This window comes from Streptomyces sclerotialus (assembly GCF_040907265.1).
In the GTDB taxonomy this organism is placed as follows: domain Bacteria; phylum Actinomycetota; class Actinomycetes; order Streptomycetales; family Streptomycetaceae; genus Streptomyces; species Streptomyces sclerotialus.
The window spans coordinates 6,286,136-6,303,082 of the sequence record NZ_JBFOHP010000002.1 but is presented as its reverse complement, the minus strand read 5'-3'; the positions used below and the strand labels follow the sequence as shown (position 1 = coordinate 6,303,082).

Sequence of the window (16,947 nt, the reverse complement as noted above, 5' to 3'; positions counted from 1 at the left end):
GTCCCGAGCCTACGGCCTGGCTCCGGGTCCCGGCCGCGCTCAGCCACGCCGTGAGCTGAGCGCGCAGGCCACCGCGACGGCCGCCGCCGCGATCAGGACGGCGGCGCACAGCGGCAGCCAGGGGACGGTCACCGTGCCGTGCGGCGAGCCGGTGACCAGCCCGCTGACGGCGGCGTTCGCGGGCGACACCGCGACGACGAGCAGCAGCAGGGCGGCCAGCGCGCCGCTGGGGATCGCCCATCCGGGGCTGCGCACCACCGGCCGGTTGGCCAGCGCCCCGACGGCCGTACCCAGCAGGACGCAGCAGAGGGCCGTCAGCGCCGCGGCGAGGGTCGCCTCTCCCATCGGCACCCGGACGCGGTGATCGGCGCTGTGCGGGTCGGAGACGAGCGCGGTGAAGGCCGTACCGAGCGCCCCGAGCACCGTCGTGGCGAGCGCGGCGGCCGCGACGGCCGCCAGGTGCGCGCGGCCGGGCCCGGCGGCCGCCGCGGTGCAGACCCGGGCGGCGGGCGGCTCACCGGTCACCGCGGCCCGCACCAGCCACGCGGCCACGGGCAGCAGCGGGGCGGCCGTGTACGCGAATCCGTCGAGTACCGGGTCGCCCGCCCGGATGCCGATCGCCACGTACGCGGCGTACAGGACGGTGGGCGGCAGCCAGCGGTGCGCGCCGATGAGCAGCGCGAAGTGGTAGCGGAGCAGAGGAATCACAGGGAATCCGGCCTCGGTGCGGTCCTGTCGGGACGGGCTTCTTCGGGGGTCACGGCGTGGATGTGCCAGGGCGGGCGGGCCGTGAGCAGCGCGTGCAGCAGGGTGTCGGAGTGCGCGGCGGGCACGGTGAGCCGGGTCGTACCGTCCGGACCGGGTGCGGTGACCGGCGCCCCTGGAAGGCCGGGCGGCGGGACCGCACCGGGCGGGCCCTGCGCCTCCACGGTGACGCGCGGCCCCGGAGCGGCGTCCGGCGCGTACGGGGACGCGTCCTGCCGCAGCAGGCCGGTGTCCACGACCCGGTAGCAGGCGTCCGCCGCACCGGCCAGCCGGGCCGGATCGTGGTCGACGAACACGACGGTGCCGCCCGCCGCGACGCGCTCGGCCACCGCGCGGTCGAGCGTGCCGCGCGCGGCGCGGTCCAGGCCGGTCCACGCCTCGTCCAGGACGAGCAGCTCGGGCTCGGCGAGCAGCGCCTGGGCGACGGCCACCTTCTGGCTGGTGCCCTTGGAGAGCTCGTCGAGCGGCGTACGGGCGTGTCCCGCCGCGCCGAAGCGCTCCAGCCATTCCGTGGCCCTGCGGGCCGGCGCGGCACCCCGCAGCCCGTGGACGCGGCCGAGGTGGCTGAGGTATCCGAGAGCGGTGAAGGGCAGCGCGGCGGGGAAGCGCTCCGGTACGTACGCGGTGCGAGGGCGCCCCGTGACGCGACCCGTGGTCGGCGCGTCGATCCCCGCGAGCAGGCGCAGCAGCGTGGACTTGCCGCTGCCGTTCGCCCCCTCGAAGCGCAGCAGCGACGCGCGTGCCACCTCCAGGTCGATGCCGCGCAGCACCCAGGGGCCGCGCAGTCCGTAGCGCCGCCCCACCTTGTGCAGCCTCATGCCGGTGTCCGCCTCCGGGCCGGTGTCCGCGCCTCAGCCGTTCGAGGCCTGGGCGGGCTTGGCCTCACTCGGACGTACGATCACGAACCCCTCGCCGTCCAGGCGCAGCTGCACGGCCTCGCCCGAGCCGCCGCGGATCATCGACCCGACGCTCTGCGAGCGGTGCAGCGAGGTGTTCAGGGCCGCGCTCCAGCCGACCACCGCGTCGGTGTCGACGAAGACCGGCAGCTGCGGGCTGACGGGGATGACGATCGGGTTGCCCTCGCACATCACGCCGAGCTGGCCGTGGCCGGTGAACACGGAGTTGAAGAGCCCGCCGCCGGTCATCCCGGCGCCCTTCACGACCTTTATCTCGTAGGACAGGGTGGCGTCGAAGCACAGGACGTTGCGGCCGTTGAGGGTGATGCTGTCACCGGGGGCGAGGTCGACGATGAAGCAGTTCTGCGCCTCGTGGGCGAACCACACCTCCCCCTGGCCGCGCACGGCCATCAGGGCCAGCCCCTCGCCGGTGACCGCGCGCTTGAGGAACTTGCCGACCCCCTGGCCCTGCTTCTCGAACTGGAGGTTGCCGCGGAAGGCCACCATGGAGCCCTGGCGCGCGTAGCACTCGCCGTCCACCGCGTACTTGATCGACTTGGCGTTCTGCAGCGTCATACCGGGGGCGGTGGCCGGCGTGACCAAGTTCTCGGACGAGAAGAGTTCGCTCTGCATGACGAGGATGATCACCCGGAACGCTGCGCTCCGCCAAGGCCGTCCCGCCGGACGGCGGGCCGCGGGCGGCGCGGGCTCCCGGCGGGAGTGTCGGTGGCGGCTGGCAGACTGACGACGTGAGCAACACCGAGACCACCGTGAGCAGCACCAGCACCCCGGGCACCCCGGACGCGCCGGACACCCCCGCAGGGGCGGACGGCGGGACGCCGTCCGCCGCTCCGCGCCGTGCGGAGACCGACCGCGACGCGGCGCCGCAGTTCGTGCTGCCGCTGGTCGTCCGCCTGGAGAAGACCGCACCGCCGGCGCGTACGGACGCGCTGGAGACGGCCGCGCGTGCGGTGCTGACACTGCTCTCGGACGCGCGTGCGCAGGGTGCGGGCGAGTGGGCCGCTGCCGTACGGGACTGGCAGGACGCCCGCATCCGCAAGGTCGTGCGCCGGGCACGGGGCGCCGAGTGGCGCCGCGCCGAGGCACTGCCCGGCATCACGGTCAGCGGCGGCTCCGCCGAGGTGCGCGTCTTCCCGCCGGTGCCGCTGGACGGCTGGCCCAAGGAGCTGGCCAGGCTCCAGGTCTCCGGGACGGAGCTGGACGGCCCGGAGCCGCCGGCCGCGCCCGGTCCGGACGGTCCGGTGCTGTGGCTGAGCCCGGAGCTGGAGATGTCGGCGGGCAAGGCGATGGCCCAGGCGGGCCACGGTGCGCAGCTCGCCTGGTGGGAGCTGTCCGGGGCCGAGCGGGACGCCTGGCGGGCGGCGGGCTTCCCGCTGTCCGTGCGGACGGCGGATCCGGACCACTGGGCGGACCTGACCCGCAGCGGCCTCCCCGTCGTCCGCGACGCGGGCTTCACGGAGATCGCTCCCGGTTCCTGCACGGTCGTCGCCGACCACCCGGCGCTGCGGTAGGCGGCCTCGGGACCTCACGCGGCCCCGGCGCCGGGCACGGCCCGGAGGGGCCGTCCAGGTGTCCTCACAGCCCGTTCCACGTGCGTCGGTTGCGGGCCACCGTGTGGATCCGCTCGACGGTCGCGGGGGCCAGGACGCCGCCGAGCGCGCCGAGCGCCATGACCGCCTGCGCGCCGGCCACGAGGCGTACCTCCGGCTCGGTGGCCGCGTCCGCCTCCTGCGGCTCCGGCAGCCGTTCGACGTGGCGGGGGCCTACGAGGACGAGCACGGGGCGGACGGACACCGGGAAGCCGCAGCCGCGGGACAGCGCGTACGTCGCGCGCACGGCACGCTGACGGGCCCTGCGCACGTACGGCTGCGGGCGCCTGCCGCGCCCCGGGCGCACGTCGGTGGCGTCGGCCCGTACGCGCGCGCCGCGTACCGGCTCCGTGGCGAGGCAGAAGACGCCGCCCGGCCCGATGAGGAGATGGCTGATCTCGCTGCCGGGCGGCAGCGGCAGGGAGTGCAGCACGTGCCAGCCGCCGCGGCCCAGCCGCTCCAGCTCCGCGCCCACCGCGCTCTCCGCGGCAAGCCGGCGCCGCCAGTCGTCCTGCACGGGGCGGCGGCCGAGCAACCGGGCGCCGAGGAGCGCGGGGCCGTCCAAGGGGTGTTCGGCGAGGAAGGTGCGCAGGATCTCGCCCGGACGGTTCGGCGCGAGGTCGTCGTCCGGAGGGAGGAAGAGCCGGTCGGGGTCGTCCGGTGTCAGCTTCACGGACATCACCCCTTGCGGGACTCGCCTCCGGCGGGAGACCGCCGCACTGCGGGACCCGCCCCTCACCCATGGGACCAGGCGCGTGCGGGGCGGGGCAAGAGCGAGTGCGGCTACGCCAGAAGGGGCCGGTGAACGTCCACAGAGGGGTGGGAACGGGCGTCCGGGCGTGGTACATCGTGACGATGCCGATGTCGACGTTGAAGGAAGCGGACCTCGCGGATCCGTCCCGGCTCGAAGCCGCGCTGCGCGCCAACCTGGCGGCGTTCGCGCGGCGCGAGGTGCCCGTACCGGAGGGCGTACGCAGCGCCGCCGTCTGCCTCACCGTGGTCCCGTTCCGCGACGAACCACACGTCCTGGTCATCAAGCGGGCGCCACGCGGCCGCAACGCCGGACAGTGGGCACTCCCGGGCGGCCGCCTGGACGAGGCGGAGACGGCGGAGACGGCTGCGCTGCGGGAACTGGCCGAGGAGACCGCCGTCGAGGCCGGCCCCGGGGAGGTCGCCGGGCTGCTGGACGACTTCCGTACCGACTCCGGGTTCGTCATCACGCCGCTGGTCGTGATCCCCCGCGGACCCGTACGGCCGCGGCCCGACCCGAAGGAGGTCCAGTCGCTGCACCACGTACCGCTGCGGCGGCTGATGAAGCCGGACCTGCCGCGGTGGGCCACGGCTCCGGACGGCGGACCGCTGCTCCAGATGCCGCTGCGCCCGGGGATGGTGATCCACGCGCCGACCGGTGCGCTGCTGTGGCAGTTCCGGGAGGTGGCCCTTCTCGGGCGCGCGACCCGGGTCGACATGGTGACCCAGCCGGAGTTCACCCGGCGGTGAGCCCGCGGCCGGCCGGGCCCCGCCGAGCACGTACCGTTCCTTACGCCCACCGGTTCGTGCGCTGCGCATTCGTACGCCGCGCAAAGGCCGGGAAAAGCTCAGATCCGGCTCTGAACCCGGTGCGTGGACGGTTCGTCCTCCTCAGAGGGGTGATGAGTACGGAAACACCCGGGAGTCGGAGCGTAGGGGGAACGATGGAGCAGCCAGGGCGTACCGGGCATACGGAAGACCGGGAGCGGCGGGCCCGCCGGGAGAACCGGGTCCGGCTGGGCACCGGTATCGGATGGCGGCCCGAGATCGCCGACGGGATCGCGGGCCTGCCCGGCATCGACTGGGTCGAGGTCGTCGCGGAGAACGTCTGCCCCGGCCATCTCCCGCCCGCTCTCGAAGCGCTGCGCGCGCGGGGCACCACCGTCGTCCCGCACGGCGTCTCGCTCGGGCTGGGCGGCGCCGAGCGGCCGGACGCCGGGCGGCTCGCCGCGCTGGCCGAGCGCGCCGAAGCCCTCGCCGCGCCTCTCGTCACCGAGCACATCGCCTTCGTACGGGCCGGCGGCGAGCTGACCGGCGGGCCGCGCATGGAGGCGGGGCACCTGCTGCCCGTGCCCCGGACGTACGACGCACTGGACGTGCTGTGCGAGAACGTACGCATCGCGCAGGAAGCGCTGCCGGTCCCGCTCGCCCTGGAGAACATCGCGGCGCTCGTCAACTGGCCCGGCGAGGAGCTCACCGAAGGACAGTTCCTCGCCGAACTCGTCGAGCGGACCGGCGTGCGGCTCCTCATCGACGTGGCGAACCTGCACACCAACCGGGTGAACCGGGGCGAGGACCCGGCGGCCGCCCTGGACGCGCTGCCCGTCGAGGCCATCGCGTACGTGCACGTCGCGGGCGGGTTCGAACGGGACGGGGTGTGGCACGACAGCCACGCGCACCCCGTGACGCAGCCCGTCCTGGACGTACTGGCCGAGCTGTGCGCCCGCGTCAGTCCGCCGGGCGTCCTCCTGGAGCGCGACGAGAACTTCCCTCCCGTGGACGAACTCGCCGCCGAACTGGACGCCGTCCGAGCCGTCGTGAAGGAGGCCGCGCCCCATGCCCGAGCGACTGCCTGAGATGCGGCCCGGCGAGCGGGGAACACCCGCTCCTGAAGGCACCGAGGCGGCGCGGCTGCGGCTGGCCGCGGCACAGGAAGAGCTGCTGGCGGCGCTGGTGGCGGACGGACCCGACCCGGCGGGGTTCGACACCGAGCGGCTGTCCGTGCAGCGGCGCGCGCTGGCCGGCAAGCGCGCTGACGTGGTCGCCGCGGTGGCGCCGGAGCTGCCCGGCATACTCGGAGCGGACTACCGCACCGCCTTCCTGGACTACGCGCAGGGCCGGCCGATGCGCGGCGGCCACCGCCGCGACGCGCTGGACTTCGCCGGTCATCTGCTCGCCCTCGGCCTGCCGGCGCATCCCGCCGCGCGGCGGGAGCTGACACAGTGGTGGCGCGAGCGCGCGGGCCCCACCCCGCCGTCGGACCGTCCCGCCGCGCGGCTGGCCCGGCTGGCCCGCACGCTCACCGGCCTGCTGCCCCGGCCCGGGGGCGGCGCGGCGGGCGGCGGCCGGAGCGGGCCCCTGAACGTGCCGGAAGGTGCCTCGCGGGTGGAGTATGTCGACAGACCCCGGAGTGGGAGGTAATCACGTTGTCCTTCGCGCAGTTGGTGTACCTGGCCGTCGCCGCCTCCTCAGTGGTGCTCATCGCCGGTACGGTCCACACCCGCCGCGCCACGCCGTCCCCCCGGACGGTGCTCGTCGACGTGCCCTCGCACGACCTCTGGGAGAACGCCTTTCTCGCCGGCGGTCCCGGCCGGGTCGCCGACGCGGCGATCGCCGGGATGCATGGCGACGGCAGGCTGGTGATCGGCGGCCCCGGCACGGTCACCGCGCGCCGCCCGGCCGTCTCGCACGACCCGGTCGAGTCCGCGGTCCTGGAAGCGCTCGCGCGGACGCCGGGCGGCTCACTGGCGCGGCTGCGCCCCACGGTCATGCGCAGCGCGGCCGTCCAGCAGATCGGCGACCGGCTGGCGGACCGCGGTCTGCTGCGCCGCCCGGAGGCCGGCCGGCCGTGGCGGCAGCTGGCCCGGCTGCAGATCGGCGCGTGCATGGGCGTCTTCTTCCTCGGCATCTTCCAGTCGGTGACCGGCGCGCTGGACGACGGTGCTCCGCAGTACCCGCAGAACCTGCCGTTCGTGCTCAAGGTGACGCCCGCGGTATTCGCCGGGATCTTCATCGGCACGCTGTGCCGGAATGCCGTACGCCGCCGCATCACGAAGACCGGGAAGCGCGCCCTGAAGCGCTTCCGCACCGCGAACAGGGCGGCCGCCGCCGGCCCGGCGGGCCGGCCCGCCGCGCTCGCCGTGGCCGTCGGGGGTGCGGCGCTGCTGACGGACCAGGTGCTGCGCGAGTACCTGCTGGAGGCACAGCGGGCCGCTGCAGGGACCGCGGCCGCCGCCGCGGTGGCCTCGTCCGGAACAGGGGCGGGAACGGGCTGGAGCGCCGCGGGAGACACCGGCGGGATGTGGTGCGGCTCCTCCGGGGGCGGTACGGGCTGCGGCGGCTCTTCGTGCGGCGGCTCCGCCTCGGGCAGCGGGACGGGCGGCTCCTCGTGCGGCGGCGGCTCCTCCTCCGGTGGCTCGTCCTGCGGGGGCTCCAGCGGCTGAGCCACCCCTTCGAGGGCACGGTGTACGCACGGCCTCCAAGGGCGGCGCGCGCAGCACACGGTATGCGGCGGGCCGACGGCCCCTGGCGCAGCGGGATCGCTGCCCGTATGCGGGGCCGGTCCGCCCCCGTATGCGGTGAGCCGGTCCGCCCCGTATGCAGTGTGTCGGTCCGGCCTCGTATGCGGCGGGCCCGGAAACCAGTCAACGTACCAACGTTCGACGTCCGTTGAGCCGGGCTTCGAGGAACGCGGGGTGCGGGCGGGACCGGCCGGATTAGCGTGCGGGACCGCACCAGGAGGCACCATGCGATCCGTCACCGGAACAGGTCTCGTCGTCGCCGCACTCGTCGCGACGGCAGCCGCACTGCTCTTCCCCATCCTGTCCTTCGCCGGACTGTCGGCGGCCGGCACCGACATCAACGCGGGCACCGTGGCCACCCGCTTCGGCCCGCTGTCCGCCCTCGACCGCGACTTCGTCAACAAGGTCCGGCTGGCCGGGCTGTGGGAGCTGCCCGCCGGACAGCAGGCGCAGGAACGCGGCACCACCAAGGCCGTACGGACCGCGGGCGAGCACCTCGTGACCGGCCACGAGGAACTCGACCGGAACGTACGGCAGGTGGCAGCGCAGCTCGATGTCGACCTGCCCAACCAGCCCAACGCCCAGCAGCGGGGCTGGCTCTCGGAGCTGGAGGCGGTGCGCGGCACCGAGTACGACCGGAAGTTCGCCAACATCCTGCGGCTGGCCCACGGCAAGGTCTTCACGGTCGTCGCCCAGGTCCGTGCGACCACCCGCAACTCGCTGGTCCGCGGGCTGGCGGACGCCGCCAACACGACCGTGCTCGACCACATCACCGTGCTGGAACGCACCGGCGTGGTGGACTTCGACAGCATCGCCCGGGACACGCAGGCCACCGGCTCGCCGACGCCGCCGGCCGCGCCCACGCCCGCACCGCCCGCCCCCGTACCGCCGCCGCCCGCCGCCGCGCCGTCGGCGCCGCCCGCAGTGCCCGAGGCCGCCACGCCGTCCGCGACGTACCCCCTGCCGCCGGCCGCCTCGGCACCTCCGCCACAGGCCTCCGACCGCGGGGAGGGCAACGGACGTGGGGAGGGTGACGGCCGCGGGAACGGCGACGGACGTGGGAACGGCGCGGGCCGTGAGAACGGCCAAGGGCGTGAGAACGGCCAAGGGCGTGAGGGCCGCGGCGAGCGGGAGGGAGTAGGCGGCCCCGGGAGCCGTGAGAATCCTGCGGGCCGCGCCGGCTCCGGGGGGCGCGCCGGCTCCGAAGGCCGCGCCGGCTCGTCCCACGGGTAGCACGGCGAGGGGACGGGATGCCCCGTCCGGGCGTGCGGTGGCCTCGAGGCACCCACCGCGCGCCCCCTTGCGGTCTCTTCCGGGGCATCCCTTCCGACACCGGCGCCCGGTGCTTTACATCGTCAAACCCCCGCTCAAGTATCCCTTTTGTCACACCCGGTGACGCCATTCGGAGGCGGCACGGTGACCCACGAAGGGACGGCTTGTGAAGGCAGTAGCGTTGTTCGGCACCATCGGGTCACTGGTTCTGGGCAGCCTGGCAGCCGCTCCGGCGGCCGGGCTCCCCGCAGCCGCGCCAGCTCCTGCACCCGCACCCGCACCCGCCCCCACGCCCGCGAAGATCTCCTGGGGCCGCTGCCCCGCCGTGGAGCACCTGCCGTCCGGCGTGCAGTGCGGCAAGGTCCGCGTACCCCTGGACTACGCACACCCCGAGGGCAAGAAGATCGACCTCACGGTCAGCAGGCGGCGCGCCACCGGCCCCGAGAAGGAGCGGCAGGGCGCGCTCCTGTACAACCCCGGCGGCCCCGGGGGCAGCGCGATGGCCTTCCCCCTGTACGCCGAGCTGCCCGAGTGGCGCCGCACGGCCAGGGCGTACGACTTCGTGGGCTACGCGCCGCGCGGGGTGGGCCGGTCGGCCCCGCTGTCCTGCGAGGACCCGAAGAAGGCGGCCGCCGAGGCGCCCTCGGACAACCCGGTGCATCCCTCGGAGCGCTTCAAGCAGCGGAAGATCAAGGAGGCGCGCGAGTACGCCGAGGGCTGCGCGCGCCGGGCCGGGGCGGCACTGAAGCACTACGACACGCTGAACAACGCGCGTGACCTCGAGATGCTGCGGGCCGCACTGGGCGAGAAGAAGCTCACCTTCATGGGCGCGTCGTACGGCACCTACCTGGGAGCGGTGTACGCGACGCTCTACCCGGGGCACGTGCGCCGCATGGTCTTCGACAGCGTCGTGAACCCGGACCCGGACAAGGTCTGGTACCGCAACAACCTCGAACAGAACATCGCATTCGAGAGGCGCTGGAAGGACTGGCGCACCTGGGTGGCCAAGCACCACAAGACCTACCGCCTCGGGACGACGGCGGAGGCGGTCGGCCGGTCGTACGACCGGGCGGCCGCACAGCTGCGGCGCAAGCCGGCGGGCGGCAAGGTCGGCCCGGCGGAACTCCAGTCCGCCTTCCTGACGGCCGGGTACAGCGACCACTACTGGCCCATCCGGGCGGCGGCGCTGGCCAAGTACCTCAAGGGCGACCCGAAGCCGCTGATCGCGCAGGCGGCGCCGGACCCGGCGGACGCGGTGTCGGACGAGAACGGCGACGCGGTCTACGCGGCCGTGGAGTGCAACGACGCCGCCTGGCCGCGGGACTGGGCCACGTGGGACCGCGACAACACCATGGTGGCGCAGATCGCGCCCTTCGAGACGTGGGACAACGCCTGGCTGAACCTGCCCTGCGCCTTCTGGCCGCGCTCCGCGCAGGAAGAGCACCGGCGCCCGCTGGACGTCCGTACGGTCCCCGGGGCGCTGCCCCCCGTACTGCTGCTGGCGGCGGAGCGGGACGGCGCCACGCCGTACGCGGGCGCGCTGGAGCTGCGCCGGCGGCTGGCGGGGTCGAAGCTGGTCACCGAGCGCGACGCGGGCACGCACGGCATCGCCTTCAGCAAGAACGACTGCGTGAACAAGTACACCGAGGACTACCTGCTCACCGGGCGGGTCCCGGCGGACGACGCGTCCTGCGCGCCGCACGCGGAGCCCGAGCCCGGTGAGAAGTGAGCCCTGGCACGCCCTCGGTGAACGTGCCCCCGGTGCCCCCTGGAGCGCCCTTGGGGCCGGTCAGGCCAGACCGGCCACCAGCTCCGACACCGGCTTGCGGCGGCCGGTGTAGAACGGGACCTCCTCGCGGACGTGCAGCCGCGCCTCGGAGCCGCGCAGGTGACGCATGAGGTCGACGATGCGGTACAGCTCGTCGGCCTCGAAGGCGAGGATCCACTCGTAGTCGCCGAGCGAGAAGGACGGCACGGTGTTGGCGCGCACGTCCGGGAAGCCGCGGGCCATCTTGCCGTGGTCCGCGAGCATCCGGCGGCGGTCCTCGTCGGGCAGGAGGTACCAGTCGTACGAGCGCACGAACGGGTAGACGCTGACGTAGTCACGCGCCTGCTCGTCGGCCAGGAAGGCCGGGATGTGCGACTTGTTGAACTCGGCGGGGCGGTGCAGCGCCATGTTCGACCAGACCGGCTCCAGGGCACGGCCGAGCTTGGTGCGGCGGAAGAGGTTGTACGCCTCCTGGAGCGCGTCCGAGCTCTCCGAGTGCCACCAGATCATCACGTCGGCGTCGGCGCGCAGACCGGACACGTCGTACGTGCCGCGGACCACGACGTCCTTGGCGGCGAGCTGCTCGAACAGCTCGTCGACCTCTTCGGCGTAGCCGCTGCGGTCCTCCGGGAGGGCGGCACGCAGCTTGAACACCGACCAGAGGGTGTAGCGGATGACCTCGTTCAGGTCCTTCGCCTTCTTGCCGGCGTTCGGGGTCTTCTCGGGCGCGGGCCCAGGGGTGGCGTCAGTCATGTCGTCCATTCTCACTCGCCCGCCGGGGTGCCCGGCGCCGGGGTCGCCGCGTCGCGCGGCATCAGGGTGGCCAGTACGGCGTCGGCGGCCTTCCTGGCGCTCGCGATGCAGGCCGGGATGCCGACGCCTTCGTAGAGCGCGCCGCACACCCGGAGGCCGGGGCGCCGGCCGACGGCTTCGTGGATGCGCGCCACCCGCTCCAGGTGGCCGACGGGGTACTGCGGCAGGCCGCCGTTCCACCGGGTGACCGTGGTGTCGACGGGCCGGGCGGCCAGGCCCACCGCCTCCCCCAGGTCGCGCAGCGAGAGGTCGACCAGCTCGGCGTCCTCACGGGCCAGGTCGGCGGTGTCCCCGTGGCGCCCGACGGAGGTGCGGAGCACGAAGAGGTCCGGGTCGGCGGCGTCGATCCAGCCCCACTTGTTGGCGGCGAACGTCGCCGCCTTGATCTTGTGGCCGTCGACCGGCGGCACGAGGAAGCCGCTGCCGGTGAGCTGCCCCTCGACGTCGGCACGCCGGAAGGCCATGGTGACCAGCGCCATGGAGGCGTACTCGACGCCGTCCAGCTCCGTGGCGGCGGCCGGGCAGTCGTGCCGGAGGATGCGGGCGGCGGCGGGCGCGGGGCAGGCCAGTACGACCGCGTCGGCCGCCATGACGCGGTCCTCGACACGGACCTCCCAGCCGTCGTCGCCGCGCCACCGCACCTCCTCCACGGCCGTGTTCAGGAGGATCCCGCCGCCCTTGGCCCGTACCGCGTCGGCGACCGCGCCCGGCAGCGTCCCGATGCCGCCGTCGATGCCCATGAAGACCGGCCCGGAGGCAGCGGGCCCGGTCTGATGCTGAGTGGCCGCCGAGCGCGCCTGAATGGCCCGTACGCCCTCCGTCAGAGAGCGGTGCGTACGCGCGGCCTCGAAGAGCTGCGGGACGGCGGCCCGCATGGAGATGCGGTACGCGTCGCCCGCGTACACCCCGCCCAGCAGCGGCTCGACGAGCCGGTCGACGACCTCACGGCCCAGGCGCTCGGCGACGTACGCGCCGACCGCCACGTCCTCGCCGACCTCGGTGCGCGGCAGTTCCGCGTCCTCCTCGATGCGCGCGAGGCCGGCCTCGGAGAGCACTCCGGAGGCGGCCAGCGGCGCCGCCCCCCGGGCACGCCCATGACGTGGCCCTTGGGCATCGGGCGCAGGGCACCGCGCGTCCAGAGGGACGCGGTGGCCGTGGTCGGCGGCTGCAGCCGGTCGCCGAGGCCGACGGCCCGCGCGAGCTCGACCGCCTCCGGGCGCCTGGCCAGCATGGACTCGGCGCCGAGGTCGACCGGTACGCCCGCGACCGCGCCGGCCTTCAGCTTGCCGCCGAGCCGGCCGGACGCCTCCAGTACGGTCACCCGCGCGCCGCCGTCGAGCGCGCGGTGCGCCGCGGCGAGCCCCGAGATGCCGCCGCCGATCACGACGACGTGGCCGGGCGCGTGGCCCGTACGACCGGGCGCCTGGCCCGTACCGGTATGCGCAGTGCTCATGCCCCCACTCTCTCAGAGCCCGGCGGGCGCCCCGACGCGACCTCCCGCGGGGTGGACCGCCCGGCTCCGGCGGACCTCTGGGCGGCCGTCCGGCTTTCACCTATGCTCACGGCGCACGTACGGACCGACCTGAGGTGGAGGCGGATGGCCCTGCTCGACCCGCAGGCCGGGCCGCCCGGGCGCCGCGGTCCCGAGCGGTCGGCGGCCGACCGGGTGCTCGCGCTGCTCGGTGCCTTCGACGACGCGCACCGGAGCCTGACCCTGACCGCGCTGGCCCGCCGGGCCGGTCTGCCGCTGGCCACCGCGCACCGGCTCGCGGGCAAGCTGACGGACTGGGGCGCGCTGGAGCGCCGCGCGGACGGCCGGTACGAGATCGGGCTGCGGCTGTGGGAGATCGCCGTGCTCGCGCGGCGTGGCGTGGGGCTGCGGCAGGCCGCGCTGCCCTTCATGGAGGACCTGTACGAGGCGACGCACGAGAACGTGCAACTCGCCGTGCGGGACGGCCTGGAGACGGTCTACATCGAGCTGATCTCGGGGCGCTCCGCAGTCGGGGTACGCACCCGGGTCGGCGCGCGCTGGCCGCTGCACGCCACCGGCGTGGGCCTCGCGCTCCTGGCGTACGCACCGCCCTCCGTGGTCGCACAGGTGTGCGCCGCGCCGCTGCGCCGCTTCACCGAGCGCACGATCGGCGACCCGGCCCTGCTGCGGTCGGTCCTCGCCGACGTGCGCACCTCCGGAGTCGCGGTCAGCGAGCGCCAGATCACGATGGACGCGGTGTCCGTGGCGGCGCCCGTACGCGGTCCGGACGGGCGCGCGGTCGCCGCGCTGTCGGTCGTCGTCCCGGTGAGCGAGGGCCGCGCGGCCCTCCTGGCACCCGCGGTACGCGTCGCCGCGCAGGGCATCGCCCGCAGCCTGCCCGTCCTCTGAAGCGGTCCTTGCGTACCTGGCGTACCTGAAGCGTCCGTCGCACGCCTGAGGCGTCCGTCCGCGCGCCTGAAACGGCCCTTGCGTACGAGACGGGCGGTGCGCAACCCCCGTGCACGCATGTTTCCAGCTGCTGGAAGGGCCCCTTGCCCGCTTCCGAGGCGCGTCGCACAGTTCCTGGACGCAGGGGCCCGCCGGGCCCCGGTACGGACGGCTGTGCGTCGAGGAGGCCATGTCATGCCCGTTCCCACCGCGTTCGCCCGCGACCAGTGGTACGTCGCCGCGTACGGCAGCGAGGTCGGCGGCGAGGAGATCCTCGCCCGTACGGTCTGCGGGGAGCCGATGGCGCTCTACCGCACGCCGGACGGCCACGCCGTCGCGCTCGCCGACCGCTGCGTCCACCGCCGCTACCCGCTCTCCGAAGGCACGCTGGAGGACGGCCGGCTGGTCTGCGGTTACCACGGCTTCACCTACGACCGGGCCGGCGCCTGCGTCTCCGTACCTGGCCAGACCCGCGTGCCGCGCACCGCGCGCGTCACCTCGTACCCGCTCGCCGAGCTGGACGGGTTCGTGTGGGTGTGGATCGGCGACCCGGCGCGCGCCGACGTGTCCGCCGTACCGCGCGCCCCCTGGCTCGCCGACCCCGCCTGGACGGTCGTCCGCGGCATGGAACCGCTCAACGCCCGCTACGGCCTGCTCGTCGACAACCTCCTGGACCTCTCGCACGAGACGTTTCTGCACGCCGGGTACATCGGCACCCCGGAGGTCGCCGCCACCCCGATCACCACGGAGGCCGACGAGGAGCGCGGCATCGTCCGGGTGAGCCGGCACATGGACGACGCCGAGTGCCCGCCCTTCTACGCCGACTCCACGGGCCTGAAGGGCCGCGTCAGCCGATGGCAGGACATCGAGTACCACGCGCCCTGCCTGTACCTGCTGCACAGCCGCATCGCGCCGGTCGGCTCGGTACCGGGCGCCGACGGCAGCGACCCGGACGCCTTCCACACCGAGGTCGCGTACGCCATCACGCCGTCCACGGAGACCACGACCTACGACTTCTGGCTGGTGGCGCGGGACTTCGCCCGTGAGGACGAGGGCGTCAGCGCCTTCCTTCACGACTTCAACCGCACCGTCGTCCTTCAGGACGTGACGGCGCTGGACATCCTGGAGCGCGTCACGGCCGAGGAAGAAGGCCGCCGGGTCCAGGAGCTGAGCATCGGCATCGACGCGGGCGGACTCGCGGCGCGCCGGGTGCTGGAACGGATGATCGCCCGCTCGGCGAAGCGCGATGAGGGCGCGCCGGCGGCCGGGGTGCCGGGCGCGGCGACGGCCGCTGTGGCGGTCGCGCCGGAAGCGGGGGCGGCCCGATGAGTGACGCCCTCCTCGGACTCCTCGTCGCGGGCAAGCGGACCGTCGCCGAGGGCGTGTGCGAGCTGTCGCTGCGCCGCCCGGACGGCGGCGCGCTGCCCGCCTGGACCCCCGGCGCCCACCTGGACCTCCACCTGACGCCGGACCTGGCCCGCTCGTACTCCCTGTGCGGCGACCCGGCAGAACGGACCGAGTGGCGGGTCGCGGTGCTGCGTGAGACCGCGGGCACGGGCGGTTCCGCGTACGTGCACGACCGGCTCGCGGCCGGCGACACGGTCACCGTCTCGGCGCCCCGCAACCACTTCCCCTTCGAGCCCCCGGCCGGCCCTGCCGCCCGCTGTCTCTTCCTCGCCGGCGGCATCGGCATCACCCCGCTGCTGCCCATGATCGCCCGCGCACAGGCGGCCGGGACGGACTGGCGGCTGCTCTACGGTGGCCGGACCCGCGCCTCGATGGCGTACGCCGACCGGCTCTCCGCCTACGGGGAGCGCGTCACGCTGCGCCCCGAGGACGAGCACGGCCTCCTGGACCTGGCGGGCTACCTACGGCCCGCCGACACGGCCACGGACACGGACACGGCCACCCACGTGTACGCCTGTGGCCCCGAAGCGCTGCTCGCCGCCACCGAAGAACAGTGCCGGGCGGCGGGACTCCCCGCCGACTCACTGCACGTGGAACGCTTCCGCCCGGCGCCCGCCGAGGGCCCTTCCTTCGAAGTGGAGCTGGCCGACTCGGGGCGCACCGTCCGCGTACCGCCCGGGCGTTCGATCCTGGAGACGCTGGAGGAGGCCGGCGTACAGGTGCTCTCCTCGTGCCGTGCGGGCACCTGCGGCACCTGCGAGACCGAGGTCCTGTCCGGCACCCCCGACCACCGCGACCACCTCCTCACGGACGCGGAACGCGCGGCGGGCGACACCATGCTCATCTGCGTGTCCCGCTCCCACGGTCCCCGCCTGGTGCTCGCCCTCTGACCGCTCCGTCAGCGGTCCGTGCGCCAGTCCTCCGTGAGCCGCCCCTCGTCGTCCCACCGGCGCTCTTCCCGCCTCCGGAAACCGTCCTCGGAGAACCTCGAAGCCAGGGGCGGCGCGCTCGGTGATGTCGAAGAACGGCCACTCGTCCTCGGCACCGTACTCACGCGCCCAGAGAGCCGCACGGCGCAGGTACTCCCGCATGAGCAGAGCACGCGACCGCCGGTGACTGTTCGCCTTGTCCCAGCCGCCGCACCAGTCCACTGTTGCACTTCTCCAGAACGACGCGTGGCAGATCGACACCCGCTACGGACACCGGTGCGGCCTTCGACGACATGACGTCATCCTTGAGCATCTCGAGCGCCATCTCCACCAGCTCTTCGGCGGCTCGCGCCGCTGTGCGGCCTCACCGGCCGTGGAACGTCGTCGATCAACGGAGGCCACAGACGCGTCCGCTACAGCCTGGCCTGAACATACTTCGCGATTTCCACCAACTGCGGCTCATCCTCCGCCGGCATGAAGTAGTCATTCTCCCGGATGCGCGCGAGGAATTGGTCAGGGAGTTTCACGTGGTGGGTCCAGACGTAGAACCAGAGGTCACCTCGCCAGAGCCACTCTCCGTCGGAGAGAATCGAATCACCCCCCAATACGGTCTCCCCGGATCCCAGAACGTCTTCGGAGGAACCCATGACGCTGAAGATCTCATGCCCCGCCAGTAGGTACTCCGTGATTTTCTTAGCGTCTTCGTAAGGTACGGGAGAGAGGAAATCCCGTACGCTCCCCACCGGCGTTCCGAACGAGGGCGCCCAGAGCTCCTCGAAGAAGTCCGCGATCTGCAT

At 74.2% G+C, this 16,947-nt stretch carries 13 protein-coding genes and 3 pseudogenes; 9 read left to right on the top strand and 7 right to left on the bottom strand.

Annotated elements, in window-relative coordinates; genetic code table 11:
• Positions 1-39: 39 nt before the first annotated feature.
• Genes AAC944_RS27840 through AAC944_RS27830 form a run of 3 tightly spaced genes read right to left on the bottom strand, consistent with a single transcriptional unit; the run spans position 40 to position 2,294 of the window.
• A complete protein-coding gene (locus AAC944_RS27840; protein WP_030621899.1) occupies positions 40-708 on the bottom strand; it encodes a hypothetical protein in 669 nt (222 codons plus the stop codon).
• Positions 705-1,583 (bottom strand): ATP-binding cassette domain-containing protein, encoded by an 879-nt coding sequence (locus AAC944_RS27835; RefSeq protein WP_037773101.1) that lies wholly within the window; start codon positions 1,581-1,583, stop codon positions 705-707. The genes AAC944_RS27840 and AAC944_RS27835 overlap by 4 nt, the downstream gene beginning before the upstream one ends.
• A gap of 33 nt (positions 1,584-1,616) precedes the next feature.
• Positions 1,617-2,294, bottom strand: coding sequence for an AIM24 family protein (locus AAC944_RS27830; protein ID WP_030621897.1), 678 nt, complete (start codon positions 2,292-2,294; stop codon positions 1,617-1,619).
• A gap of 116 nt (positions 2,295-2,410) precedes the next feature.
• Here AAC944_RS27830 and AAC944_RS27825 point away from each other — a divergent pair, with 116 nt between their 5' ends.
• On the top strand, positions 2,411-3,193 hold the full coding sequence (locus AAC944_RS27825) for a peptidyl-tRNA hydrolase (RefSeq protein WP_368396473.1): 783 nt from the start codon (positions 2,411-2,413) through the stop codon (positions 3,191-3,193).
• A 64-nt stretch (positions 3,194-3,257) separates the two neighbouring features.
• Here AAC944_RS27825 and AAC944_RS27820 read toward each other — a convergent pair whose 3' ends face one another.
• Positions 3,258-3,944 (bottom strand): nuclease-related domain-containing protein, encoded by a 687-nt coding sequence (locus tag AAC944_RS27820; protein WP_196943238.1) that lies wholly within the window; start codon positions 3,942-3,944, stop codon positions 3,258-3,260.
• A 188-nt stretch (positions 3,945-4,132) separates the two neighbouring features.
• On the opposite strand from AAC944_RS27820, the gene AAC944_RS27815 reads away from it, so the two are divergent.
• The 5 genes and pseudogenes from AAC944_RS27815 to AAC944_RS27795 all read left to right on the top strand — a co-directional run bounded on the left by AAC944_RS27815 (position 4,133) and on the right by AAC944_RS27795 (position 10,543).
• Entirely contained in the window at positions 4,133-4,771 is a 639-nt protein-coding gene (locus AAC944_RS27815) for an NUDIX hydrolase (RefSeq protein ID WP_030621890.1), read from the top strand.
• 266 nt (positions 4,772-5,037) lie between these two features.
• Positions 5,038-6,442, top strand: a pseudogene (locus AAC944_RS27810) (MbnB/TglH/ChrH family RiPP precursor modification enzyme).
• Between the two features lie 5 nt (positions 6,443-6,447).
• Positions 6,448-7,464 carry a TIGR04222 domain-containing membrane protein gene (locus AAC944_RS27805; RefSeq protein WP_051872243.1) on the top strand — a complete coding sequence of 339 codons (1,017 nt, stop codon included), beginning with the start codon at positions 6,448-6,450 and terminating at the stop codon, positions 7,462-7,464.
• 303 nt (positions 7,465-7,767) lie between these two features.
• Positions 7,768-8,532: pseudogene (locus AAC944_RS27800) on the top strand (DUF4142 domain-containing protein); the annotation flags it as partial.
• Positions 8,533-8,980: 448 nt separating this feature from the next.
• Positions 8,981-10,543, top strand: coding sequence for an alpha/beta hydrolase (locus AAC944_RS27795; RefSeq protein WP_030621882.1), 1,563 nt, complete (start codon positions 8,981-8,983; stop codon positions 10,541-10,543).
• 60 nt (positions 10,544-10,603) lie between these two features.
• On the opposite strand, the gene hemQ is transcribed toward AAC944_RS27795, so the two are convergent.
• Together hemQ and hemG are read right to left on the bottom strand one after the other, a co-directional pair.
• A complete protein-coding gene (gene hemQ, locus AAC944_RS27790) occupies positions 10,604-11,344 on the bottom strand; it encodes a hydrogen peroxide-dependent heme synthase (RefSeq protein WP_030621880.1) in 741 nt (246 codons plus the stop codon).
• 2 nt (positions 11,345-11,346) lie between these two features.
• Positions 11,347-12,848, bottom strand: a pseudogene (gene hemG, locus AAC944_RS27785) (protoporphyrinogen oxidase).
• 144 nt (positions 12,849-12,992) lie between these two features.
• Here hemG and AAC944_RS27780 point away from each other — a divergent pair.
• The 3 genes from AAC944_RS27780 to AAC944_RS27770 all read left to right on the top strand — a co-directional run bounded on the left by AAC944_RS27780 (position 12,993) and on the right by AAC944_RS27770 (position 16,111).
• Positions 12,993-13,775 (top strand): IclR family transcriptional regulator, encoded by a 783-nt coding sequence (locus AAC944_RS27780; RefSeq protein WP_051872242.1) that lies wholly within the window; start codon positions 12,993-12,995, stop codon positions 13,773-13,775.
• A gap of 234 nt (positions 13,776-14,009) precedes the next feature.
• The gene (locus tag AAC944_RS27775; RefSeq protein WP_051872241.1) at positions 14,010-15,143 is read left to right on the top strand and encodes an aromatic ring-hydroxylating dioxygenase subunit alpha; all 1,134 of its coding nucleotides are present in this window, start codon (positions 14,010-14,012) and stop codon (positions 15,141-15,143) included.
• Entirely contained in the window at positions 15,140-16,111 is a 972-nt protein-coding gene (locus AAC944_RS27770) for a PDR/VanB family oxidoreductase (protein WP_030621873.1), read from the top strand. The genes AAC944_RS27775 and AAC944_RS27770 overlap by 4 nt, the downstream gene beginning before the upstream one ends.
• Before the next feature lie 452 nt (positions 16,112-16,563).
• Here AAC944_RS27770 and AAC944_RS27765 read toward each other — a convergent pair whose 3' ends face one another.
• Positions 16,564-16,947, bottom strand: coding sequence for a hypothetical protein (locus AAC944_RS27765; protein WP_030621870.1), 384 nt, complete (start codon positions 16,945-16,947; stop codon positions 16,564-16,566).

Coding starts and splice junctions, on each gene's coding strand:
- AAC944_RS27835 (WP_037773101.1), bottom strand. CDS start 1,583: ATGAGGCTGCACAAGGTGGGGCGGCGCTACGGACTGCGCGGCCCCTGG.
- AAC944_RS27815 (WP_030621890.1), top strand. CDS start 4,133: ATGTCGACGTTGAAGGAAGCGGACCTCGCGGATCCGTCCCGGCTCGAA.
- AAC944_RS27780 (WP_051872242.1), top strand. CDS start 12,993: ATGGCCCTGCTCGACCCGCAGGCCGGGCCGCCCGGGCGCCGCGGTCCC.
- AAC944_RS27770 (WP_030621873.1), top strand. CDS start 15,140: ATGAGTGACGCCCTCCTCGGACTCCTCGTCGCGGGCAAGCGGACCGTC.
- AAC944_RS27775 (WP_051872241.1), top strand. CDS start 14,010: ATGCCCGTTCCCACCGCGTTCGCCCGCGACCAGTGGTACGTCGCCGCG.
- hemQ (WP_030621880.1), bottom strand. CDS start 11,344: ATGGACGACATGACTGACGCCACCCCTGGGCCCGCGCCCGAGAAGACC.
- AAC944_RS27765 (WP_030621870.1), bottom strand. CDS start 16,947: ATGCAGATCGCGGACTTCTTCGAGGAGCTCTGGGCGCCCTCGTTCGGA.
- AAC944_RS27830 (WP_030621897.1), bottom strand. CDS start 2,294: ATGCAGAGCGAACTCTTCTCGTCCGAGAACTTGGTCACGCCGGCCACC.